We start from the raw sequence: 21,082 nt of genomic DNA, 5'->3' as shown, positions 1-21,082 counted from the left end.
CCATGCGCGATCTGCTGAACGACCTTTCCGAAAGCCTGAGCCATCCCGATCCCATCCGCCGCGCGCAGATCCAGATGAAGAAGCCGCTGCCGAAGCGCTTCTATACCCAAGTCTCCGTTGCCGAGCACGAGGGTGATTTTGCGATCACGCTCGACGGCAAGATGGTGCGCACGCCGGCACGCCAAGTTCTCGCCGTGCCGACCGAGGCGCTGGCGCGGCTTGTCGCCGCCGAATGGCAGGCGCAGGGCGAGGAGATCAATCCCCAGAGCATGCCGGTAACGCGGCTCGTCAACACCGCACTCGACGGCGTTGCCGCCAACGCGCAGGCGATCTTCGAGGATATATTGCGTTTTTCATCCAGCGACCTCATCTGCTACCGCGCCGAGGAGCCGGAACTGCTGGTCGAGCGCCAGGCCGAGCGCTGGGATCCCGTGATCGACTGGGCGGCGACCGATCTCGGCGCCCGCTTCATCCTCGTCGAAGGGGTGATGCCTCATGAGCAGCCGCGCGAGGCGATCGCCGCCTTCGCCGTCACGCTCGCGAGATATGATAGCCCGATGGCGCTTGCCGCCCTCCACACAGTCACCACGCTGACGGGCTCGGCGATCCTGGCGCTGGCCTTCGCCGAGAGCCGGGTAACGGTGGAGGAGGCCTGGTCGCTTGCCCATCTCGACGAGGACTGGACGATCGAGCATTGGGGCAGCGACGAGGAAGCCGAGGAGCGGCGGGCCAAGCGCTTTGCCGAGTTCAAAGCCGCAGCCGATGTTTTTTTCGCCCTAAGCGCCTGAAACATATTGCCTTCCAATGCATTATGACGAAGTCTGCGACTCCAACGGGGTGGTGCGGGATTTTGCAATGAATTGGCTGAGGTCGTGTTTTTGCCGGGCGACACTCGTCTGTGTCGCGCTCACGGCCTGCGGCAGCCTCTCGGCCACCAAGCCGGCGGCGCCGGTCTATGATGTGCGCAGCGCCGTCGTTCTCTCCGGTCCGAACATGCCGGCCGAGCTGCTTTCCGGTATCAACGACCGCGTCAACGCGGCGATCAACGCCACCGTGCGCGACACCGTGCTGCCGCGGGTGGTGCTGACGATCCGCGTGGTTTCCGTCCAGAAGGGCCTCGGCTTCCAGAAGGACCGCAACGTCGCCAAGATCAGCATAGACGCGGCCTCTGTCGAGGACGGCTCGGTCATCGCCGTCAGCGCCTTCGACGTCACCAGCATAGCTGCCGATCCCAAGCTTGCCGACGAGATCCTGGCCGAGGACGCCGCCGCAAGGATACGCTCGGTTTTCTCACTCAGCGGGCGCGCTCATTAGCACGACGCTCTAACCGCCGGATTGCCGCCCGCAGCGGCGAGGGAGATCGCATGAAGGAAATTCTCGAAGAACTGGAACGGCGCCGCGACGTCGCCCGCCTCGGCGGCGGCGAGGCGCGCATCGCCGCCCAGCACAAGCGCGGCAAGCTGACGGCGCGCGAGCGCATCGATCTCTTCCTTGACGAAGGCTCTTTCGAGGAGTTCGACATGTTCGTTGAACACCGCTCCACCGATTTCGGCATGGACAAGAGCCGGATTGCCGGCGACGGCGTCGTTACCGGCTGGGGCACGGTCAATGGCCGCACCGTGTTCGTCTTCGCCAAGGACTTCACCGTCTTCGGCGGCTCGCTGTCTGAAGCGCACGCCGAGAAGATCATGAAGGTGCAGGACATGGCGCTGAAGAACCGCGCGCCGATCGTCGGTATCTATGATGCGGGTGGCGCTCGTATCCAGGAGGGCGTGGCGGCTCTCGGCGGTTATGCCGAGGTATTTCAGCGCAATGTGCTTGCTTCCGGCGTCATTCCGCAGATCTCGGTGATCATGGGTCCTTGCGCCGGCGGCGACGTCTATTCGCCTGCGATGACCGATTTCATCTTCATGGTGCGTGATACCTCCTACATGTTCGTCACCGGGCCGGACGTGGTGAAAACCGTCACCAACGAGACGGTGACATCAGAAGAGCTCGGCGGCGCCGTGGTGCATACTGTGCGCTCATCGATTGCCGACGGCGCCTATGAGAATGATGTCGAAACGCTGCTGCAGGTGCGCCGGCTGATCGATTTCCTGCCGCTTTCGAACACCGCGCCGCTGCCGGAGATCGAATGTTACCAGTCGGTGACAGATGTCGATGCCTCGCTCGATACGCTGGTGCCGGCGAGTTCCAACAAACCTTACGACATCAAGGAACTGATCCGGAAGGTGGCGGACGAGGGGGATTTCTTCGAGATCCAGGCGAGCTTTGCCAAAAATATCGTCTGCGGCTTCGGCCGCGTCGAAGGCTCGACCGTCGGCTTTGTCGCCAATCAGCCGATGGTGCTGGCCGGCGTTCTCGACAGCGACGCCTCGCGCAAGGCGGCCCGCTTCGTGCGCTTCTGCGACTGCTTCAACATTCCGATCGTCACCTTCGTCGACGTGCCGGGCTTCCTGCCGGGTACGGCGCAGGAATATGGCGGCCTCATCAAGCACGGCGCCAAGCTGCTCTTCGCCTATGCCGAGGCGACGGTGCCGAAGCTCACCGTCATCACCCGCAAGGCCTTCGGCGGCGCCTATGACGTGATGGCGTCGAAGCATCTGCGCGGCGACCTGAACTATGCCTGGCCGACGGCACAGATCGCCGTGATGGGCGCCAAGGGCGCTGTCGAGATCATCTTCCGCAAGGATATCGCCGATCCGGAGAAAATCGCCGCGCACACGAAAATGTACGAGGACCGGTTCCTCTCGCCCTTCGTCGCCGCCGAGCGTGGTTATGTCGACGAGGTGATCATGCCGCATTCCACCCGGCGGCGGCTGGCGCGCGGGCTGAAGATGCTGCGCAACAAGGATCTCGCCAATCCGTGGAAGAAACACGACAACATCCCGCTTTGATAGCCGGCCGATGAATAAAACTGTGCGCTCAAGTGTTTAGCCGCTGTCGAAAAAGTGAACGGCCGTCAGCGATCCGTGTGTTCATTCCTTGCCGAGGACAAGCTAACGCTCGGCTCTTATTGTTAAAGGAGAGGTTTAATGTCAACTTTCGAGCGTCTTTCTGCCTATAGCCCCTATGGGCTGGCCGCTCTCAGAATCATCACGGCGCTGCTGTTCATCGAACACGGCACGATGAAGCTTTTCGGTTTCCCTGCTTCGCAAATGTCAGGCTCGCTGTCGCCGATGATGCTGTTCGCCGCCCTGATCGAGCTGATCGGCGGCATCCTCATTCTCGTCGGCCTGCTGACGCGTCCGGTCGCCTTCCTGCTGGCCGGCGAAATGGCGGTCGCCTATTTCATGGCGCATGCCCCGAGCAGCTTCTTCCCGGCCGTCAACCAGGGCGACGCAGCGATCCTGTTCTGCTTCGTTTTCCTCTACCTGGTCTTCGCCGGTCCCGGCGCTTTTGCCGTCGATAACCGCAAGACGGTTTGAACGATAAGCTGAGGGGCGTCGGCGACGCCCCTCCACCTCATATCAGGCGGTAAGCTTGAGGCCGGCGATGCCGGCGACGATCAGCGTGATGCAGGCAAGGCGGGAGACACTTGCCTCATCGCCCAGCAGCCAGATGCCGAGAAAGACGGTGCCGACCGTGCCGATGCCGGTCCAGACCGCATAGGCGGTGCCGATCGGCAGATGCTTCACCGCCAGGCCGAGCAGCACGATGCTGATCACCATCGATATGACGGTCAGCGCCGTCGGCATCGGCCGTGTGAAGCCCTCGGTATATTTAAGGCCGATCGCCCAGCCACATTCAAAAAGACCGGCGAGAAAAAGCAGAAACCAGGCCATGCGACTCTCCTTGTTCAAGAGCGAGGCCGTCCCCGCGACAGTTGCATCCCAGAGAATGCCGCAGTCGTCTGCGATGACGCCTATATGCGTGAGGAAACGGCCGACTTCAAGGTAGGAATCGGCATGGCTGCCATGCCACCCGATTCTTGCGGCCTACAGCGCCGCGCACGATGTAGCACCTTTAGTTGCTGCATCACGGCTGCCCGCCGGCCTCCGCGGCAAGGCACTTGGCGCGGCGGCAGAGGCGATCGAAGGTTTCGAGGAAGCGTGAGCGGTCCTTCGGGCTGAAGGCGGCGTTGTAGCCCTTGCTCTCGCCGGTTTCACGCAGATGCGCGCCGAGATCGCGCATGGCGCTCGCCATGCCGATATTGGTCTCGTCGAAGACGCGCCCTGTGGGGCCGCTGACGAAGGCGCCAGTCGCGACACAGCGCACGGCAAGCGGCACATCGGCGGTGACGACGACATCGCCCGCGCCGGCGCGTTCGGCGATCCAGTTGTCGGCGGCGTCGAAGGCGTTGGAGACGATGACGTTGTGGATCATCGGATCGCGCGAGGGGCGCAGGCCGGAATTGGCAACGAAGGTAACTTCGAGGCCGTGGCGTTCCGCGACCTTCAGGACTTCCGGTTTCACCGGGCAGGCATCGGCGTCGACATAGATCATGGCAATCTCCTCATGCCGGTTGCGTGACCTGCTGGCGGACCATATCGATATGGGGACTGCCGTCTTCCAGATATTCTTGTGACACCGCGATGAAACCGAAAGATTGGTAGAACCGGCGCAAATGGGCCTGTGCCGACAAGGCAATGGGATTTTCCGGATAAAGCCGCTCGCAAGCGGCAATCGCCTCGCTCATCAGTACATCGCCCAGCCGCTTGCCGCGATGCTCGGGCGAGACGACAACGCGGCCGATCTTCGACGGATCCTGTGGCTCATACGGTTTCAGGATTCGCGCCGTGCCCAGGAGTTCGGCACCTTCCAGCAGCCGCAGATGCAAGGCATCGATATCCTTGCCGTCAAGTTCCGGGCAGGGGCAGTTCTGCTCGACGACGAAGACATCGACGCGCATTCTCAAGAGGTCGTAGAGCTCCCGCGGGGTAAGTTCATCGAGACTCCTGAGGTCTACCGTATAGGTGGCAGCAGCCCCCGTCGCCTTGACCTCCACCAGCACTTCGCCGGCCCGCGCCCCCTTCAGCTGCACGGTCGTCACTTCCAGCGGTTTCCTGCCTGAACGGCAACGGCGGCGCGAACGTCCATTTCATATCTCCTGCTGATTTTGTCGGTACCCAGCTGCTTGTCGGGCTCGGCAAGCCGGGCTGACGTGAAGCCGGCCGCCTGGCTTATCTCTCAGGCGAATTCCATGATCACGGCATCGACGGCCAGGCTTTCGCCGGCCGCGGCATTGATCTTCGACACGACGAGATCGCGGTCGGCGCGCAGCACGTTTTCCATCTTCATCGCTTCAACGATCGCAAGCGTCTCACCGGCCTTGACCTCCTGGCCCTCGGCCACCGCGATGGCGACGACGAGGCCGGGCATCGGGCAGAGCAGGAGCTTGGAAGTATCGGGCGGCAGCTTCACCGGCATCAGCCTGTCGAGCTCGGCATGACGCGGCGAAAAGACCTTGGCAATCACCGAAAGCCCCTGCCAGTCGATACGCAACCCGTTCGGAACGGGGCGGATCTGCGCGGTGACGTCGCGACCGCCGACCTTGCCCCTCCAGACAGGGTCGCCCGGTCTCCAATCGGTGACAACATTCTGGCTCTCTCCTTCTATCGCCCCATCGATCGCGATATCCATATCGAAGGGGATGGTGACGAGACCGTCGAGCAATCGTGCCGCGCCGTACTTGTCGCCGATCTTGACCACCCAATCTTCGCGCAACGCGCCCGATGCGGCGCGCAGACGATCGGCGAAACGTTCGCGGCGGTTCGTTTCAATCAGCGAGGCGGAGAGGGCAATGCCCGCGAGCACGGCTTCTTCCGCCGGGTCCGGTTTCATCGGCGCAAAACCATCGGGATATTCCTCGGCGATGAAGCCTGTGGACAGCCGGCCTTCGCGCCAGCGCGGATGTTTCATCAGCGCCGACAGGAAAGGAACATTGTGCTCGATACCATCGACGACGAAGCCGTCGAGCGCCCGGCCCATGGCTTCGATCGCCTCGAGCCGTGTCGGCGCCCAGGTGCAGAGCTTGGCGATCATAGGATCGTAATACATCGAAATCTCGGCACCCTCGAAGACGCCCGTATCGTTGCGGACGACGACATTGCCGGTCCTGCCTTCCGCCGGCGGGCGGTAACGCGTCAGGCGGCCGGTCGAGGGCAGGAAGTTGCGGTAGGGATCTTCGGCATAGAGCCGGCTCTCGATCGCCCAGCCGTCGAGCCTGACGTCCTCCTGGGCGAGGGGAAGAGGCTCTCCCGCTGCGACCCGGATCATCTGCTCGACAAGGTCGATGCCGGTGATGAGTTCGGTCACGGGATGTTCGACCTGCAGGCGAGTATTCATTTCGAGGAAATAGAAATTGCGGTCGCGGTCGACGATGAATTCGACGGTCCCGGCGCTCTGGTAGTCGACGGCCTTCGCCAGCGCCACCGATTGTTCGCCCATGGCCTTGCGGGTCTTTTCGTCGAGGAAGGGCGAGGGCGCCTCTTCCGCCACCTTCTGGTTTCGCCGCTGGATCGAGCATTCACGTTCGCCGAGGTAGACGACGTTGCCATGCGCGTCGGCCAGCACCTGGATCTCGATATGGCGGGGTTCGACGACGAACTTCTCGATGAAGACGCGGTCGTCGCCGAAGGAGCTTTTCGCCTCGGAGCGGGCACGTTCGAAGCCGTCGCGCACTTCTGCCTGGTTCCATGCAATGCGCATGCCCTTGCCGCCGCCACCAGCCGACGCCTTGATCATGACGGGATAACCGATCCCGCCCGATATCACTTCCGCATGGGCGGCATCCTCGATGATGCCGAGATGGCCAGGCACGGTGGAGACACCGGCGGCATTGGCGAATTTCTTCGATTCGATCTTGTCGCCCATCGCCATAATCGCTTTCGGCTTCGGGCCGATGAAGACGATGCCCTGCTTTTCCAGTTCAGCGCAGAAGGAGGCGCGTTCGGACAGGAAGCCGTAGCCGGGATGCACCGCCTCGGCGCCGGTTGCCTTGCAGGCGGCAATGATCTTTTCGGCAACCAGATAGCTCTCCGACGCCGCGGCCGGGCCGATATGAACGGCCTCGTCGGCCATCTCGACATGCAGCGCGTCCCGATCCGCATCCGAATAGACCGCGACGGTCAAAATGCCCATGCGGCGCGCAGTCTTGATCACGCGGCAGGCGATTTCGCCGCGATTCGCGATCAGGATTTTCTTGAACATCGAGACTCCACCCAGAAATGCATCCCGGAGTTTTACGCACAAAACACCGGAACGCACAATCAGGCTTGGGGAGCGTCAGGCGACGGCAGCTTCTGCGACGGGTTCCTCGTCGACGATGCGCAGCCAGCGGCTGCGCCGCGGCTCGGCATAGTCGCGCAGCTCGACGGCAGCCATGATCCCCGCCCAGTGCGGATGATTGGCGCCGCGCAGCGTTGCCTGCTCGATCTGCTGGAGAACGCCGTATTCGACCGACGAGACCGGAATGACGCCGCCTTCTGCGACGCTTCTGAAGATACGCATCGCATAATCGATGTCCTGGCGAGTGATGCCCCGGCGATCGATGGCGCGCGACAGCTTGTAGCCACCGATATTGTCGGTGATCGCCAGGCGGAGCTGATCGAGGGCGAGCGCTCTCAACTCGACTGGGACATCGGCCGAAATCTCCATGACGTGGAGAATGAGTTCGAGCTCGAGCGCCGAGTTGACGACACCATCGGTCGTGAACATGCGCATGATCCAGGCGACGTTGATTTCATCCAGCGAGCCCTGCGGATAGGTGTAATGGACGATGAAACCGGCGAGCTGCTCCACGAAGAAAGCGTTCCAGTCGGCACATTTTTCAGGGCAGGAATTGTTGAGCGCCAACATCGCCACGACATCGTCGGATGTCCGGATACCCTCCGGAAAACTATGTTTGCGCAGCAGTACTATATCTTCGGCCGTCAGCCGATGCTTGCCGGCCACGACACAGGCCGGAAAAGCGAGACGAAATTCGCTCATGTTTTAACTCCAGGCTTCATCATGAAGCCGGAGACGGTTTTACCGCCTGCGAATTGACGATCCCTCAAGAAGAGGAGTTAACCCGATATTCCCCGGGTCAGGAGGATTTTAACGATTGCGCCTGCAGCCGCTCTCGCCAGATGATGAAGAGGCCTGACGCAACGATAATGAAGATGCCGATCCATTTGGAAAAGCTCGGGAAATCGTTGAATAGCGCATAGCCGAGAACGGTCGCCGAGATGATCTCGAAGTACTGGAACGGCGCAAGCAGCGACAGCGGCGCGAGGCGGAAAGCCCGGACGACGAGCATATGCGCATATCCCGAGATCGAGCCAAGGGCGAGAAGCAGAACAAGGCCGAGGCTGGAGGAGGGCAGAGAGACGGCAAAATCGGCATTGCCGGAACTGTTGCCGATCAGAAGGGCGGCCGCCATGAAGACCGTTCCGCCGATGCCGGCCATCGTCTGCATGGTCAGTGGCGAATCGGCCTCGCCGATGGCGCGGTTGAGGAAGAGATAGAGCGAGAACAGAAAGGCGCAGGCGACCGGCAGCAGCGCCTTCAGGCCGAAGATTTCGTAGCTCGGCTGAATGACGATCATCGCGCCGCCGAAACCGACGACGATCGCCGTCCAACGCCGCCAGCCGACCTTCTCTCCGAGAAACAGCGCCGACAGGGCGGCCAGCATGAAAGGCTCGACGAAATAGATGGCGAAGACATCGGCAAGCGGCATGTATTTGACGGCGACAAAGAACAGCAGGCTCGCCCCACCATGCAGCGCACCGCGCAGCAGGTTCATCCACGGCCGTTGGGCCGAAAGCGCCTTCAGCCCGAAAACGGCGAAAAGAATCGGCAGGGTGCACGCGATCTGGAAGAAAAATCGGTAGAAGGTCACCTGACCCGGCGACATCGCCTCGAAGGTCGCCATATATTTGGCGATGGCATCCATGATCGGCAGGATGAGCATGGCGCCGGACATGATGGCCATGCCCTGCAGGGAATTTTGATGGGGCTCTGGCATGGCTGCTGATTCTTGCGAGGATGACGCCATCAACCATGAGAAGGCCGGGCATTCAAGCCGAGCAATCGGGAAGAGGTCAGACTTCGTTCACCGTCTCGCCGAAAACCTGTTCGAAGGCGGCGCGCATGCGGATATCCACATCCGCCATCATGACAGGCAGGCCGAGATCGACGAGGCTGGTGACGCCATAGGCCGATATCCCGCAGGGTACGATGCCGTCGAAATGATCGAGATCGGGATCGACGTTGAGCGACAGGCCGTGGAAGGTCACCCATTTCCGCAGCCGGATGCCGAGGGCGGCGATCTTGTCCTCCGCCATCGTTCCATCGGCCAGCAGCGGCCTTTCCGGGCGGCGAACCCAGACACCGACGCGATCCTCGCGCCGCTCGCCGCGCACATTCATCATGTCGAGCGTGCGGATGACGACATCCTCCAGCGCGGCGACGAAGGCGCGCACATCCTGGCGCCGCCGTTTCAGGTCGAGCATGACGTAGGCGACGCGCTGGCCGGGTCCATGATAGGTATATTCGCCGCCCCGCCCTGTCGCAAAGACCGGAAACCGGTCAGGCTGGACGAGGTCTTTGGCATTGGCGCTCGTGCCGGAGGTATAGAGTGGCGGATGCTCGACCAGCCAGACAAGCTCATCGCCGCCGTCCGATATCACCGCCACCTCGCGCTCCATCGTCTCCACCGCCTCCTCATAGGGAACGAGGCCATCGGCGATGCGCCAGCGTACCGGCCGGGTGCCTAGTTGTGGGAGCATGGAGAATTCGAGATCGGTGCGAAGCATGGCCATTCCTTGCCGCTCCCCCGAAATGACAGCGCAAAAAGTGGCGGCAGGACAGCTATATGGACCCGTTTCGGGGGCAATTCAAATGCTGTGAGCGGTTTTCAAAAAAACTGTCATATCGCCCTTGTGCACCCCAGATGCTTTTGCTACATGCTGCCCCGCCGACGCAAATCGGCACCTACCACGATGCGGTCGTGGCGGAATTGGTAGACGCGCAGCGTTGAGGTCGCTGTGGGGCAACCCGTGGAAGTTCGAGTCTTCTCGACCGCACCAATAATAGTTTAAAAAACCCTCGTGACCATCTGGTTCTACGAGGTTTTTTTATGCCATCATTTCTGTGGACGTCTCGTTGACGCTAAAGTGGGCGACGACTGCGTGCCGAGCGCGCCTTACTCCTCCATGAATTGCGATAGTGCGGCGAAGTCATCATGTAAATGGCCCGATGCAATCGCCCGTCGGAATATCTTCTCATAGCCATCAACGACGGAGCGGTCGATCTTGCGCGCTTCCATCAGTTCCAGAAGATGCTGGAAGGCGCCATAGTGCGGCGAGATCGATGAGAGTGTTTCATCATCGCTGGCAAAACGCCCAGCGTTGGTCCGTTTGATAAGGTCGGCAACCAATCCTTCGATGACGGGCGCTGTCGCCGTCCATTGCCGGGCCAGCTCACCGAGGTCTATTCTCTCGGCTTGCGATACGGCGATCGCGTTCAGCGTTCCGAACAGTGCACCCCACATCAGGGCCAGCAACGCGCTATCAAGTGCGTTGGCGAGACCTGGCTCCTCCCCGATATGCTGGGCATTGCCGCTGAGCGCCTGAAAGACGTCCCTGTTTGAATCGAAGACCTCTCTTGGTCCGGAGAGCAGTATCGTGCCACCATCCGTGCCGATGAAATCCGGAGTGGCCATGATCGCCCCATCGAGGTACTTGGCTCCACGTTCAACGATCCAATGGCTTGCTTCGCGTGCACCATGCGGCGTTCCTGACGTGAGCTCCACGACCAATTTGTCGCGAATGGCTAACGCTACGGCCTCGTTGCGCAGAAGTGCGGCGGTTGCAGTGTAATCGCTGACGTTCACGATGATGATCTGTGCCGCTTCAATGGCTTCCAGGACGGATGCCGCAACAGTGGCGCCGATCGCGGCCAAGGGCTCGGCCTTTTGTTTCGTCCTGTTCCAGACCGTTGTGCGATACCCCGCCCGGACCAAGGCGCGGGCAAGTGCCGATCCCATACGTCCCGTCCCCAAAATGCTGATTGCAGGCTTCATGACTACACTCCATATCCATTGGCGCGATGCGCCGTGCTCTTGTCATCACGGCAAAGGTTATGGTGGGGTGCGCAGCGCACAATACGCACCGAGGCGTAAGTGGTTACCGGACAGTTAGGAGGACATCATGAGCAAGTCCACGGATAATTGTGGCTTCGCGACCGCGATCAAGATGATCGAAGGCAAGTGGAAAGTGGACATACTTTGCGAGCTCGGAACGGCGTCGCGCAGGTTCGGTCGGTTGCGGCAGGCAATACCTGAGATCAGTGAAAAAATGCTGGCGCAGCAATTGCGAGAGTTAGAGGCTGATGGACTTGTCGATCGAAAAGCCTATCCGGAATTGCCGGCGAAGGTCGTCTATTCGCTGACGGAGCGCGGCGTAGCGCTCAACGCCGCAGCCGAAGCCCTATGTCGTTGGGCCGAGCAATTTAGCCCTATCGCCGACGCCTCGACCCAAGTCTATGCAGCTCCTGCATCATTGCAAAATGTCAGCTAGAAACGAAAGACAGGCGACAATTTCGTGAGAGTTGCGGTGCCAGCGGGGAGACAAATGCACGAAAGAAAGGGCCGATTTCGGCCCTTTCTTTCTGCCAATCAATGCGTCGCGCGGCATGCTTCCGTACGGGAGGCGCCGCTGTCTGCACCCTTGGTGTGGGAGCCCTTCGGGCCAATCATGCTGTGGCATGGGGGCAGGGGGTTGATACCGGCCGTTGCGGTCTTGTCGACGACAGGAGTCGCCATGGCGCTTGGGGCGAAGCCGTCGCTGTCATTGGTGTAGTCGCTGGAATAGGCCGGGGCCTTGTGGCTGCTGTAGTGGACCGGAGCGGGCCTCGACATCGGGCTCGGGGCGAAGCCGTCGCTGTCATTGGTGTAATCGCTGGAATAGGTCGGTTGGGCGAAGGCAGCGCCTGCGAGGCTGACGGCGAAAATGGACGCGGCAAGGGCAAATTTGATGCGCATGAGTCTATCTCCTCAATCTACTGTTGAATTCCACAGCATAAACTAACCCTCGGCACACACGAGTTCGCGCTCCAATTCAGGCAATTTTGTGATAATATGGCGGAGCAGCCGCGACCATTTGTCCGAATGAAATCACAGTGTTGTCAACGGAATTGACGTTCTCGTGACAGAAGCCGCCTAACAGAAAACCGGCGATTAGACTCGCGAATAATACAGTTGTTGCTACAATCGTAAATTGTTAACTTTTGGTAATGTTGAGAACGATCATCAACGGGCGACGGCAGTTGCCGCCCGTTGATGATCTGCACTTTGTGCGTGAAGTCAGTCCTCGTTCGGGATATGCGCGTCGACACCGGTCAGCTGCAACTTATTGCGGACATGATGGACGCCATCGACCGAAAGCGCGCCGAGTTCGACCTTGCGGGCGATGCCGATCGTCTCCACCGAGCCTTCCAGGGTAACGACGTGACCGTCTGCATGAACCTCGACGCTGTCGATATCGACCTCGGGAATGTTTTCGAGATTGTCGTTCACCCGCGCTTCGAGATCGTCGCTTTCATCGCGGTCGATCGTATTGGCGCGCAGCGAATCTCTCAGGCGATTCTCGTTGCCGTCTTCATCCGTGCCATCGATCCGGAAGCCCTTGTTGGGATCGCTGTCGAAATTGGCAGCGGTCTCGCCGTAAGGACGATTATCCGGGCCGCCGGTGCCGGCGCCGCTGCCATCGGCATAGGGCCAGCCTTCGTCGAGATTGCGCTCTTCGAGGTCGCGATAATCTTCCTCCCGGGAAAGCTCAGGCTTCTCCCGGGAAAACTGGGTCTTGTCACCGATCCTTGCCATTGCACTCGCTCCTTGTTTCTTTGCTGGAAACGCCGGCAACGGCGAATGGTTCGGCGTGGACCGCGATTTGTCAGCCGTGATTGTCAGCCCTGGGCCTTCTCCCATTTCTTCACGAGACGGTCGCGCTTCAGCCGTGAGAGGCGCTGCAGCCAGAAAATGCCGTCGAGCTGGTCGACTTCGTGCTGGATGCAGATGGCGAGGAAATCTTCGGCACCGTCCTCGTGCACGGCGCCCTCGGCGTCCTGATAGCGGAAGCGGATCGCCCGCGGGCGCGTCACCTCGTCGGTCGCGCCGGGCATCGAGACGCTGCCTTCGGTATGGTTCATCGTCTCCTTCGAAAACCAGGTGATATGAGGATTGACGTAAAGGCGCACGCCGTCGGCCTTGTCGAGCTCCAGCACCGTGACACGGCTGAAGACGCCGATATGGGCGGCGGTGATGCCGACGCCGGGGGCTGCGCGCATCGTCGCCAGCAGGTCCTCGGAAAGCGCTGTGAGCGAGGAATCGAAGACCGTCACCGGCGCGCAGACAGTCTTGAGGCCCGGATGCGGATAACGCAGAATCGGACGGATGGGCATGGGGCAGGCTTCCTCTGCTTGGACGGGTGAGGAAACTATCGCCGGCCGCATGCATTGTCATCACGAAGCACGGTTTAGCGCTTTACGGCACGGATGCTTTGGGCTAGCAGGGGCCAAGAATTCCGGCTGCGGGAGCCTCGCGCGGGATTCGCTTATCCGCTTGTTGACAATGTGTTTTCGGCCGACATTTGCGAATGCGGCGCGGCAGTCGTTGAAATTCGAACCAGATGCGAGGGCGGCATATGACGACGACCGACACAGAAGATCGCATTCGCCGGCGTCCCGATGATGAGGATGCCGATATTTACGACGAGGACGGCAATGTCCGCGGCGACTTCCTGGCGCTCGTGGGCGCTGCGATCGCCGACCGCGACACGCTGTTCCTGCGCCAGAACGTTGCCCGCCTGCATGAATCCGAAATAGGCGACCTGCTGGAATCGATCCAGCCGGATCAGCGCCTGGCGCTGGTGCGCCTGCTCGGCGACGATTTCGACATGACGGCGCTGACCGAGGTCGACGAGGCGATCCGCCGCGAAATCGTCGACCAGATGCCGAACGCGCAGATCGCAGCCGCGATTGGCGAGCTCGATTCGGACGATGCCGTCTACATTCTCGAAGACCTCGACAAGGAGGACCGCGAAGAAATCCTCGCGCAGCTGCCGTTTACCGAGCGGGTGCGGCTGCGCCGGGCGCTCGACTATCCGGAAAGCTCGGCCGGGCGCCGCATGCAGACGGAATTCGTCGCCGTGCCGCCATTCTGGACGGTCGGCCAGACGATCGACTACATGCGCGATGAAGAGGATCTGCCGTATTCCTTCTCGCAGATCTTCGTCATCGATCCGACCTTCAAGCTGCTCGGCGCCGTCGATCTGGACCAGATCCTGCGCACCAAGCGGCAGACGAAGATCGAGCAGATCATGCGTGAGACTAACCATCCGGTTCCGGCCGAGATGGACCAGGAGGAGGCGGCCCAGCTCTTCGAGCAGTACGACCTTCTCTCGGCCGCCGTCGTCGACGAAAACGGCCGGCTGGTCGGCGTGCTGACCATCGACGACGTCGTCGACGTCATCCACGAGGAGGCGGACGAGGACATCAAGCGCCTCGGCGGCGTCGGCGACGAAGAGCTGTCGGACAATGTGCTCTCGACGGTGCGTTCGCGCTTCCTGTGGCTTTTGATCAATCTCGGCACGGCGATGCTGTCGGCAAGCGTCATCGGCCTGTTCGACGCCTCGATCGAGAAGATGATCGCGCTTGCAGTGCTGATGCCGATCGTCGCTTCGATGGGCGGCAATGCCGGCACGCAGACGATGACGGTGACGGTGCGCGCGCTCGCCACCCGCGATCTCGACATCTACAATGCCGGCCGCATCATCCGCAGGGAGGCGGGCGTCGGCATCCTTAACGGCATCGTCTTCGCGACAATCATGGGCGCGATCGCCGGCACCTGGTTCCACGACTACCAGCTCGGCGGGGTGATTGCGGCGGCGATGGTCATCAACCTGATGGCGGCGGCCCTTGCCGGCATCCTGCTGCCGCTGCTGCTCGACAAGATGGGCGCCGACCCGGCGATCGCCTCTTCGGTCTTCGTGACGACGGTGACGGACTGTACCGGCTTCTTCGCCTTTCTCGGCATTGCCACATGGTGGTTCGGCATCTGAACCGCCGAAAATTGACTATTACGTAAAAGTCAATATTATCGTCTGTCCGACGACGGGGAACACATGCCGGTGAACAAATTTTATAGCATAACGGAACTGACGCGCGAATTCGGGGTCTCGACGCGCACGCTCCGCTTCTACGAGGACGAGGGACTGATCCATCCGGAGCGGCGTGGACGCACCCGTCTGTTCCGGCAAGCCGACAGGAGGCTCATCGCAGAAATTCTCCGCGGCCGGCGCATCGGTTTCACCATCGCCGAGATCCGTGAGATCATCCAGGTCTACAAGGAGCCGCCGGGCGAACTCGGCCAGCTGAAGCTCCTGATGAAGCGCGTCGATGAGAAGCGCGACGACCTGCGCCAGAAGCGCAAGGATATCGACGACACGCTGGCGGAACTCGACGCGATCGAAGAGACCTGCCTCGGCCGCCTGGCCGAAATCGGCGTCAACACCTGAAAAGCGCCGCAGAGCGATTACCGGCCTTTATTGCGCCTCGGCGCTGCATTCGGCAGCAATCGTCTGAACCCGCTCGTCGTTCTGTATATCGATCGCGCCCTCCTGCAGCGGCATGAACAGGGCTTGCGCCTGCAATTTCCCCAGCGTGCACTGGCAGAAGCTGTGGCAGAGCGCTTCGCCTTGCTGCATGACGCAAGAGGCGTTGCATTGCCTGAGGTAAGTTGCGACCGGATCCGGGGCTTGCGGCGGGAGGACGAGGGAAATCCCATAGGCGATGCCAATCAATACGGGCTGGTGGATGAGATAGAAGGCAAGGCTGTGGCGGCCGAGCCTTGCCGGCCACCAGGAGCCGGTGCCGACGGCGGCAAGCCGGTGCGGCAGCTTGGTTCTGATGGCGATCGAGGCGATACTCAATCCAGCGAAGAAGGGCGTTGCCCAGGGAAACAGCGGCACGTAGTCGTTGGACCGTTCCGGCGTCACCGCAAGGCCGATCCAGGCGAGATATCGCGGATCGAAGAAGGATGAGCGAAGCAGGCCGGGTGGCCCGAAATTATCGGTGATCCAGGCAGCAAAGAGCACGAGCGTAGCGATGAGCGTGACGGCGAGCGGCAGTCTCAAAAAAACGACGCCGACGAGCGTGAGCACCGCGATGCAGTGCAGGATGCCGAAATAGATCCACTCGTTCGGCATCGCGATGCGTGTGGCAATCGAGATCACCGCGGCTGCCGCGGCGATCATGCCGAAACGCTTCCAGAAGGACGGCCAGCGAATCTCAGGCGTGCTTGAGAGCACCAGGCTGATGCCGACGATGAAGAGAAAGGTCGTGGCGATCGCCCGGGCATAGATCTTCAGCCAGCCGGTTTCGGCCGTGCCCGGCGCGAGATAGCCCATGAACTCCATGTCCCAGCTGAAATGGTAGCTCGCCATGGCGATCAGCGCGATGCCGCGCGCCGTATCCAATAGACCGATGCGCGGCGGTTTTGCCGTTGCATCGGCTTCGCTTGCCTGCCTTGTCATCAAAGTCCCTCGGACAAATCATTTCCGTCGCTCGACGGCCTATCGCGGCGAATAGAAGAAAGGTGGAGATTTGATGGCGGGCCGGTATCCATGATCGCCAGTCGCGCTTGCGAAAAAAATTGCCGTCGTGTCAGCACGACGATGACGATCGCCGTCGTCAGCATGAAGACATAGGGGTTGATGAACCAGCCGAGATAGCCGATCGACAGGAAGATTGCCCTGAGGCCCTCGTTGAAATTGCTGCCGGCAATGACATTCATGCGGATGACGCGTTCGGCGGCCCGCTCGGCGGCGATGACGTCGCGCTCGGTGTCGCGCATCATCGGGATCGAGCCGAAGAGGATGGTGCAGTAGTTGAACAGCCGGTAGGACCAGCCGAATTTGAAGAAGGCGTAGCCGAAAAGTGCTGCCAGTCCGCCGACCTTCATCTCGAAAACGGCATGGCCGCCATGGAAGACGAAGGGCAGGTCGGCGAAGACGGCGTCGACCTTCTCCGTCGCGCCGAGCAATGCAAAGCAGCTGCCGATCGCGAAGATCGAGGTCGAGGCAAAGAAAGCGGTGCCGTTCTGAAGGCCGGCCATGATCTGCGTGTCGATCATCTTCAGGTCGCGGCGCAGCGAATTGTAAATCCACTCCCGGCGCCGTTCGGTCATCGCATGGGTCAGGCTGGTGCGCCCGAAGAAGGTACGGCCATGCAGCAGCCAGGAATAGCCCATCCAGACAAAGGCAAAGAAAGCCAGAGCGATATAATCCGCCGTCGTCATCAGTGATTCGGTCTCCGCATGAACGCGGCCACTATGCCGCAAGTCGGATTATGCCGCATGGCCGAGTTCGGCGGCTTTACCCGGGCTTTCGGCCATGCGGCAGTTCGGCATAATCGAGCCGTCGGGAAACGACAAGGTTTGGTGGATCGTCGACCGCCACTTCTGGACTAAAAATGGCAATGCGGCGTCCGTTAGCTCGCAGATTGAGGGCGGGGACCTAGCGCTCTCACGCCGGAGCGAAGTCAATGCCATCGATCGCGCCTGCAACCGCCAGATGAGTGCGCCGCGTTAACCGCTTGTAAAGTCGTGATGGCCAATTGTTCGGGACTGAACCTCAACTCCGAATTCAAAAGTGACTCATGAGTCGGCCGGATTACATCCCGAGTCTTGATGGCCTGCGCGGTGTCGCTGCGCTTCTGGTCGTTGGAGCCCATATTGGCCTTATCTTTCCGATCACAGCTCCGCATCTCATGACGATGGGCGACGAAGCTGTCGGTTTGTTTTTTGCTCTCAGCGGCTTTCTGATGGCTCATCTTTACGGCTCACGGCCGGTCACGAAAGAAAATGTGCTGGATTTTCTTGTGAGCCGCTTTGCCCGCATCTATCCGGTTTACCTGGTGGCCGTTATTCTCGTAGCGATGCTGTCGAGCATGCGAAATCTGGATTTTGTTCAGCCGATCGTTAGCGGCACGGATTTTCTGCGCCATGTCTTTCTGCTCGGCTCGAGCGGTGTTTTCTGGTCGATACCACCCGAGATCCAATTCTACCTGCTCTTTCCTGTCCTGTGGCTCTGTCTGGCTCAGCCGCGGCGCCATAGCGGCATGATTGTGGGCCTCGCCGTGGCCGTCGTCGTCGATGGCCTGGTCGGTTTGCCGGGGCCGGGAATCATGCTCGTCTCCAAGCTTCCTTACTTTCTTTTCGGCGCACTCGCCGGGATGATGCATTCCTACTGGAATAGCTGGATTCCATCCGCCCTCACAGGAATTCTGACGCTTTTCCTTCTTGCGGTGTTTTTCACTTACCGGCATATCCTGCCCGGCTTTTCCCCTGAATTTTGGGGTCTGCAAAGTGCGGTGGCCGCTGCCGTCATTGTCGGGCTCGTCGCTCGACAACCTCCGATCGCAGCAGATGTCCTGGCAGCGGCACCGGTACGGTTTCTAGGGAAGATCAGCTTTTCGCTTTACCTTTTCCATGTCCCCATCATGTTTTTGGCGCGTTTGACCTTTGATGCCTTGATGCCCGAACCGGCGCTCATCGTGATGACACTTTGCATTGCGGTAGCCGGGGCATGGTTCATCCACGAGACGATAGAGGCTCCAGGCCGGCGGCTGCTAGTCCTGATATGGCAGGACAATCGCTGGCGCCTGGTTTCGCGCGAAACTCCGGCCGACCAAATGGACCGCGCAATTCTCGGCCTGCAGGAGATCGAAAAGCGCCTGGTGAACGACGCAACGCCAGCCATGGCCGATCAACGACAAATCTCGACGACGGCCGAACCCTGGGATGGAGCCGAGGGCACGGTCATTCAAGATGATCGCAACGGGAAGCTTCGCGCATAGCTCAGCTAAGCTCTTGGGCGAGTCCGATGAGAAGCCCTCCAGGCCCGCGGATGTAGCAGAGCCGATAGGTGTCTTGATAGTCCGCGACTTCGCCGACGAGCTGCGCGCCGCGCTTGCGGAGCCTCTCAAGCGTCTCGTCGATGTCATCCACGGCGAACATGACGCGGAGGTAGCCGAGCGCGTTGACCGGCGCGTTCCGGTGATCCGCGACGACAGGCGGCGTGAGAAAGCGGGAGAGCTCGAGCCGGCTATGGCCATCCGGCGTGCGCATCATGGCAATCTCGACGTGCTGATCGCCCAGTCCAGTGACACGTCCAGCCCATTCTCCTTCGATCGCAGCCCGCCCTTCGAGCTCGAGGCCGAGGTCGCGAAAGAAATCAATCGTCTCTTCGAGGTCATCGACGACGATTCCCACGTTGTCCATCCGTTTGAGCGCCATGTGTCCAATCTCCCAATCTACAAGGTGTCGTCTAGCATCGACGTCAGCAGGACATTGGGAGTCGGTGCAGACTGTCAAGATAGAGTTACCAGTTCTTCCTCCGCATAGGCTTCATTGAATGCAGCAATGAATGCCAAGGCGGACCACTTGGTTTAGCGCGTGACCCCGAAAATCGGATTCGATTTTCGGGAAGGATTATGCGCACACTCAAAGTGCCTGCGCGTCCTATTGGACACGCGGCGCTCCAGTGTGAGCCGGAATGTCGCACCGGCTCCATGCGATGTCGGTGTGCTGCACGGATTCGAAACCGACCTCGCTTAAGCTTGCATCCTCGTATTCAGAAGGCGCACCCATGTTTCTCTCGGTATTCGATGTCTTCAAGATCGGTGTTGGGCCGTCGAGCTCGCACACGATGGGTCCGATGTCGGCCGCCAACCGGTTTCTCGAATTGATCCTGTCGAACGAATGGCCGCGGCCGTCATCGGGCGCGCAGGTCACAGCCATCAAGGTCAGCCTGCACGGCTCGCTCGCCCATACCGGTATCGGCCACGGCACGGGCAGGGCCGTTATTCTCGGGCTGATGGGCGAAGCGCCCGACAGCGTCGATCCCGACCGGATGGACGGCATCGTCGACACCGTGGAGCGCACCGGCCGCATCACGCCGCTGGGCCATCCCGGCTATCAGTTCCAGCCGAAGACCGACCTGATCTTCGATAAGAAACAGCCGCTGCCCGGCCATGCCAACGGCATGGTCTTTTCCGCCTATGACAGGGACGGCCGACTGCTCCTCAAGCGCATCTATTATTCGGTCGGCGGCGGCTTCGTCGTCACCGACACCGAGCTCGAGCAGATGCGGGCGAAGAAAAACACGCCCGGCGGCACGCGTGTGCCCTATCCCTTCTCCACCGCCAAGCAGATGCTCGAGATGGCGGAACGCTCAGGGCTGTCGATAGCCCAGATGAAGCGGGCGAACGAGGAGAGCCAGCGCAGCCAAGAGGAACTCGACCAGGGGCTTGACCGTATCTGGGAGGCAATGCGCTCCTGCATCGAGCGCGGCCTCAAGGTCGACGGCATCATGCCGGGCGGCCTCAACGTCAAGCGTCGCGCCCGCAGGATTCACGACAAGCTGGAGGAGGAGTGGCGCAGCAACCGCATCAACCCGTTGCTCGCCAACGACTGGCTGAGCGTCTATGCGATGGCCGTCAACGAGGAGAATGCAGCCGGCGGGCGCGTCGTCACGGCGCCGACCAACGGGGCAGCCGGCGTCATTCCGGCGACGATCCGCTATTACGAGCATTTCCACGAGGACTGGGACCAGAACGGCATCCGCGATTACCTGCTGACGGCCGCCGCCATCGGCGGCATCATCAAGCATAATGCCTCGATCTCGGGCGCCGAGGTCGGCTGTCAGGGCGAGGTCGGCTCGGCGGCGGCGATGGCTGCCGCGGGGCTTGCGGCCGTCATGGGCGGCACGCCGGAACAGATTGAAAACGCCGCCGAAATCGCGCTCGAACATCATCTCGGCATGACCTGCGATCCGATCGCCGGCCTCGTGCAGGTTCCCTGCATCGAACGCAACGCGCTCGGTGCCGTCAAGGCCGTCACGGCAGCCTCGCTCGCCATCAAGGGCGACGGCCAGCATTTCGTGCCGCTCGATGCCTGCATCGAGACGATGCGCCAGACCGGCCACGACATGAGCGAGAAATACAAGGAGACCTCGACGGGTGGTCTTGCCGTCAACGTCGTCGAATGCTGAGTTTGTGGACGCGTGATGCTTCGCGCTTGACGCTCGCTGCCAAAAGG

24 protein-coding genes and 1 tRNA gene are annotated in these 21,082 nt (G+C 61.0%); 10 read left to right on the top strand and 15 right to left on the bottom strand.

Features of this window, described 5'->3' with window-relative positions; translation table 11 throughout:
• The first annotated feature begins 2 nt into the window (after nucleotides 1-2).
• From BA011_RS08175 to BA011_RS08160, 4 genes are all read left to right on the top strand, one after another.
• A complete protein-coding gene (locus BA011_RS08175; RefSeq protein ID WP_065280070.1) occupies nucleotides 3-788 on the top strand; it encodes an ATP12 family chaperone protein in 786 nt (261 codons plus the stop codon).
• Nucleotides 789-855: 67 nt separating this feature from the next.
• Nucleotides 856-1,314, top strand: coding sequence for a hypothetical protein (locus tag BA011_RS08170; protein ID WP_027667504.1), 459 nt, complete (start codon nucleotides 856-858; stop codon nucleotides 1,312-1,314).
• Nucleotides 1,315-1,364: 50 nt separating this feature from the next.
• A complete protein-coding gene (locus BA011_RS08165; RefSeq protein WP_065280069.1) occupies nucleotides 1,365-2,897 on the top strand; it encodes an acyl-CoA carboxylase subunit beta in 1,533 nt (510 codons plus the stop codon).
• 138 nt (nucleotides 2,898-3,035) lie between these two features.
• Nucleotides 3,036-3,428 (top strand): DoxX family protein, encoded by a 393-nt coding sequence (locus BA011_RS08160; RefSeq protein ID WP_065280068.1) that lies wholly within the window; start codon nucleotides 3,036-3,038, stop codon nucleotides 3,426-3,428.
• A 42-nt stretch (nucleotides 3,429-3,470) separates the two neighbouring features.
• Here BA011_RS08160 and sugE read toward each other — a convergent pair whose 3' ends face one another.
• The 7 genes from sugE to lipB all read right to left on the bottom strand — a co-directional run bounded on the left by sugE (nucleotide 3,471) and on the right by lipB (nucleotide 9,746).
• Complete coding sequence (gene sugE, locus BA011_RS08155) at nucleotides 3,471-3,785, bottom strand: quaternary ammonium compound efflux SMR transporter SugE (RefSeq protein WP_027667501.1); 315 nt, start codon at nucleotides 3,783-3,785, stop codon at nucleotides 3,471-3,473.
• Nucleotides 3,786-3,978: 193 nt separating this feature from the next.
• Nucleotides 3,979-4,446, bottom strand: coding sequence for a YaiI/YqxD family protein (locus BA011_RS08150; protein ID WP_065280067.1), 468 nt, complete (start codon nucleotides 4,444-4,446; stop codon nucleotides 3,979-3,981).
• Between the two features lie 10 nt (nucleotides 4,447-4,456).
• On the bottom strand, nucleotides 4,457-4,948 hold the full coding sequence (locus tag BA011_RS08145; RefSeq protein ID WP_065282452.1) for a GNAT family N-acetyltransferase: 492 nt from the start codon (nucleotides 4,946-4,948) through the stop codon (nucleotides 4,457-4,459).
• A 182-nt stretch (nucleotides 4,949-5,130) separates the two neighbouring features.
• Complete coding sequence (locus tag BA011_RS08140; protein ID WP_065280066.1) at nucleotides 5,131-7,152, bottom strand: acetyl-CoA carboxylase biotin carboxylase subunit; 2,022 nt, start codon at nucleotides 7,150-7,152, stop codon at nucleotides 5,131-5,133.
• Between the two features lie 75 nt (nucleotides 7,153-7,227).
• A complete protein-coding gene (locus BA011_RS08135) occupies nucleotides 7,228-7,932 on the bottom strand; it encodes a hypothetical protein (RefSeq protein ID WP_011652111.1) in 705 nt (234 codons plus the stop codon).
• A 97-nt stretch (nucleotides 7,933-8,029) separates the two neighbouring features.
• A complete protein-coding gene (locus BA011_RS08130; protein WP_065280065.1) occupies nucleotides 8,030-8,980 on the bottom strand; it encodes a DMT family transporter in 951 nt (316 codons plus the stop codon).
• A gap of 46 nt (nucleotides 8,981-9,026) precedes the next feature.
• Nucleotides 9,027-9,746, bottom strand: coding sequence for a lipoyl(octanoyl) transferase LipB (gene lipB / locus BA011_RS08125; protein ID WP_065280064.1), 720 nt, complete (start codon nucleotides 9,744-9,746; stop codon nucleotides 9,027-9,029).
• A gap of 182 nt (nucleotides 9,747-9,928) precedes the next feature.
• On the opposite strand from lipB, the gene BA011_RS08120 reads away from it, so the two are divergent.
• Nucleotides 9,929-10,013: transfer RNA gene (locus BA011_RS08120), tRNA-Leu, on the top strand.
• A gap of 116 nt (nucleotides 10,014-10,129) precedes the next feature.
• On the opposite strand, the gene BA011_RS08115 is transcribed toward BA011_RS08120, so the two are convergent.
• Nucleotides 10,130-11,008 (bottom strand): NAD(P)-dependent oxidoreductase, encoded by an 879-nt coding sequence (locus BA011_RS08115; RefSeq protein ID WP_065280063.1) that lies wholly within the window; start codon nucleotides 11,006-11,008, stop codon nucleotides 10,130-10,132.
• 127 nt (nucleotides 11,009-11,135) lie between these two features.
• On the opposite strand from BA011_RS08115, the gene BA011_RS08110 reads away from it, so the two are divergent.
• Nucleotides 11,136-11,504, top strand: coding sequence for a winged helix-turn-helix transcriptional regulator (locus BA011_RS08110; protein ID WP_065280062.1), 369 nt, complete (start codon nucleotides 11,136-11,138; stop codon nucleotides 11,502-11,504).
• 98 nt (nucleotides 11,505-11,602) lie between these two features.
• Here the strand turns inward: BA011_RS08110 and BA011_RS08105 are convergent, their stop codons facing one another.
• From BA011_RS08105 to BA011_RS08095, 3 genes are all read right to left on the bottom strand, one after another.
• A complete protein-coding gene (locus BA011_RS08105) occupies nucleotides 11,603-11,968 on the bottom strand; it encodes a hypothetical protein (RefSeq protein WP_065280061.1) in 366 nt (121 codons plus the stop codon).
• A 321-nt stretch (nucleotides 11,969-12,289) separates the two neighbouring features.
• Entirely contained in the window at nucleotides 12,290-12,808 is a 519-nt protein-coding gene (locus BA011_RS08100; protein WP_065280060.1) for a BON domain-containing protein, read from the bottom strand.
• Between the two features lie 83 nt (nucleotides 12,809-12,891).
• On the bottom strand, nucleotides 12,892-13,386 hold the full coding sequence (locus BA011_RS08095; protein WP_065280059.1) for a peptide deformylase: 495 nt from the start codon (nucleotides 13,384-13,386) through the stop codon (nucleotides 12,892-12,894).
• Between the two features lie 242 nt (nucleotides 13,387-13,628).
• On the opposite strand from BA011_RS08095, the gene mgtE reads away from it, so the two are divergent.
• Nucleotides 13,629-15,044: a magnesium transporter gene (mgtE, locus tag BA011_RS08090; RefSeq protein WP_027667491.1), complete on the top strand. Its 1,416-nt coding sequence runs from the start codon at nucleotides 13,629-13,631 to the stop codon at nucleotides 15,042-15,044.
• 63 nt (nucleotides 15,045-15,107) lie between these two features.
• Complete coding sequence (locus tag BA011_RS08085) at nucleotides 15,108-15,500, top strand: MerR family transcriptional regulator (RefSeq protein ID WP_017960578.1); 393 nt, start codon at nucleotides 15,108-15,110, stop codon at nucleotides 15,498-15,500.
• Between the two features lie 27 nt (nucleotides 15,501-15,527).
• Here the strand turns inward: BA011_RS08085 and BA011_RS08080 are convergent, their stop codons facing one another.
• Genes BA011_RS08080 through BA011_RS46090 form a run of 3 tightly spaced genes read right to left on the bottom strand, consistent with a single transcriptional unit; the run spans nucleotide 15,528 to nucleotide 17,461 of the window.
• A complete protein-coding gene (locus BA011_RS08080; protein WP_065280058.1) occupies nucleotides 15,528-16,517 on the bottom strand; it encodes a heparan-alpha-glucosaminide N-acetyltransferase in 990 nt (329 codons plus the stop codon).
• Nucleotides 16,517-17,281 (bottom strand): DUF599 domain-containing protein, encoded by a 765-nt coding sequence (locus BA011_RS08075; RefSeq protein WP_065280057.1) that lies wholly within the window; start codon nucleotides 17,279-17,281, stop codon nucleotides 16,517-16,519. Before BA011_RS08075 ends, BA011_RS08080 begins: the two co-directional genes overlap by 1 nt.
• Nucleotides 17,282-17,329: 48 nt before the next feature.
• Nucleotides 17,330-17,461, bottom strand: a complete 132-nt coding sequence (locus BA011_RS46090; protein WP_257785309.1) for a hypothetical protein — start codon at nucleotides 17,459-17,461, stop codon at nucleotides 17,330-17,332.
• Nucleotides 17,462-17,640: 179 nt separating this feature from the next.
• On the opposite strand from BA011_RS46090, the gene BA011_RS08065 reads away from it, so the two are divergent.
• Nucleotides 17,641-18,840 (top strand): acyltransferase family protein, encoded by a 1,200-nt coding sequence (locus tag BA011_RS08065; protein WP_065280055.1) that lies wholly within the window; start codon nucleotides 17,641-17,643, stop codon nucleotides 18,838-18,840.
• A gap of 1 nt (nucleotide 18,841) precedes the next feature.
• Here the strand turns inward: BA011_RS08065 and BA011_RS08060 are convergent, their stop codons facing one another.
• Nucleotides 18,842-19,279 carry a VOC family protein gene (locus BA011_RS08060; RefSeq protein ID WP_065280054.1) on the bottom strand — a complete coding sequence of 146 codons (438 nt, stop codon included), beginning with the start codon at nucleotides 19,277-19,279 and terminating at the stop codon, nucleotides 18,842-18,844.
• Between the two features lie 352 nt (nucleotides 19,280-19,631).
• Here BA011_RS08060 and BA011_RS08055 point away from each other — a divergent pair, with 352 nt between their 5' ends.
• On the top strand, nucleotides 19,632-21,035 hold the full coding sequence (locus BA011_RS08055) for an L-serine ammonia-lyase (protein ID WP_065282451.1): 1,404 nt from the start codon (nucleotides 19,632-19,634) through the stop codon (nucleotides 21,033-21,035).
• Nucleotides 21,036-21,082: the final 47 nt, after the last annotated feature.

The organism is Rhizobium leguminosarum, assembly GCF_001679785.1.
GTDB classification, from domain to species: domain Bacteria; phylum Pseudomonadota; class Alphaproteobacteria; order Rhizobiales; family Rhizobiaceae; genus Rhizobium; species Rhizobium leguminosarum_R.
Note: the sequence above shows the minus strand (reverse complement) of the source record. Positions and strands in the feature narration are given on the sequence as shown.

Bases quoted from the DNA above. Each gene is read 5' to 3' on its own strand.
- BA011_RS08175 (WP_065280070.1), top strand. From the start codon at position 3: ATGCGCGATCTGCTGAACGACCTTTCCGAAAGCCTGAGCCATCCCGAT.
- BA011_RS08170 (WP_027667504.1), top strand. From the start codon at position 856: ATGAATTGGCTGAGGTCGTGTTTTTGCCGGGCGACACTCGTCTGTGTC.
- BA011_RS08165 (WP_065280069.1), top strand. From the start codon at position 1,365: ATGAAGGAAATTCTCGAAGAACTGGAACGGCGCCGCGACGTCGCCCGC.
- BA011_RS08160 (WP_065280068.1), top strand. From the start codon at position 3,036: ATGTCAACTTTCGAGCGTCTTTCTGCCTATAGCCCCTATGGGCTGGCC.
- sugE (WP_027667501.1), bottom strand. From the start codon at position 3,785: ATGGCCTGGTTTCTGCTTTTTCTCGCCGGTCTTTTTGAATGTGGCTGG.
- BA011_RS08150 (WP_065280067.1), bottom strand. From the start codon at position 4,446: ATGATCTATGTCGACGCCGATGCCTGCCCGGTGAAACCGGAAGTCCTG.
- BA011_RS08140 (WP_065280066.1), bottom strand. From the start codon at position 7,152: ATGTTCAAGAAAATCCTGATCGCGAATCGCGGCGAAATCGCCTGCCGC.
- BA011_RS08135 (WP_011652111.1), bottom strand. From the start codon at position 7,932: ATGAGCGAATTTCGTCTCGCTTTTCCGGCCTGTGTCGTGGCCGGCAAG.
- BA011_RS08130 (WP_065280065.1), bottom strand. From the start codon at position 8,980: ATGGCGTCATCCTCGCAAGAATCAGCAGCCATGCCAGAGCCCCATCAA.
- lipB (WP_065280064.1), bottom strand. From the start codon at position 9,746: ATGGCCATGCTTCGCACCGATCTCGAATTCTCCATGCTCCCACAACTA.
- BA011_RS08115 (WP_065280063.1), bottom strand. From the start codon at position 11,008: ATGAAGCCTGCAATCAGCATTTTGGGGACGGGACGTATGGGATCGGCA.
- BA011_RS08110 (WP_065280062.1), top strand. From the start codon at position 11,136: ATGAGCAAGTCCACGGATAATTGTGGCTTCGCGACCGCGATCAAGATG.
- BA011_RS08105 (WP_065280061.1), bottom strand. From the start codon at position 11,968: ATGCGCATCAAATTTGCCCTTGCCGCGTCCATTTTCGCCGTCAGCCTC.
- BA011_RS08100 (WP_065280060.1), bottom strand. From the start codon at position 12,808: ATGGCAAGGATCGGTGACAAGACCCAGTTTTCCCGGGAGAAGCCTGAG.
- BA011_RS08095 (WP_065280059.1), bottom strand. From the start codon at position 13,386: ATGCCCATCCGTCCGATTCTGCGTTATCCGCATCCGGGCCTCAAGACT.
- mgtE (WP_027667491.1), top strand. From the start codon at position 13,629: ATGACGACGACCGACACAGAAGATCGCATTCGCCGGCGTCCCGATGAT.
- BA011_RS08085 (WP_017960578.1), top strand. From the start codon at position 15,108: ATGCCGGTGAACAAATTTTATAGCATAACGGAACTGACGCGCGAATTC.
- BA011_RS08080 (WP_065280058.1), bottom strand. From the start codon at position 16,517: ATGACAAGGCAGGCAAGCGAAGCCGATGCAACGGCAAAACCGCCGCGC.
- BA011_RS08075 (WP_065280057.1), bottom strand. From the start codon at position 17,281: ATGACGACGGCGGATTATATCGCTCTGGCTTTCTTTGCCTTTGTCTGG.
- BA011_RS08065 (WP_065280055.1), top strand. From the start codon at position 17,641: ATGAGTCGGCCGGATTACATCCCGAGTCTTGATGGCCTGCGCGGTGTC.
- BA011_RS08060 (WP_065280054.1), bottom strand. From the start codon at position 19,279: ATGGCGCTCAAACGGATGGACAACGTGGGAATCGTCGTCGATGACCTC.
- BA011_RS08055 (WP_065282451.1), top strand. From the start codon at position 19,632: ATGTTTCTCTCGGTATTCGATGTCTTCAAGATCGGTGTTGGGCCGTCG.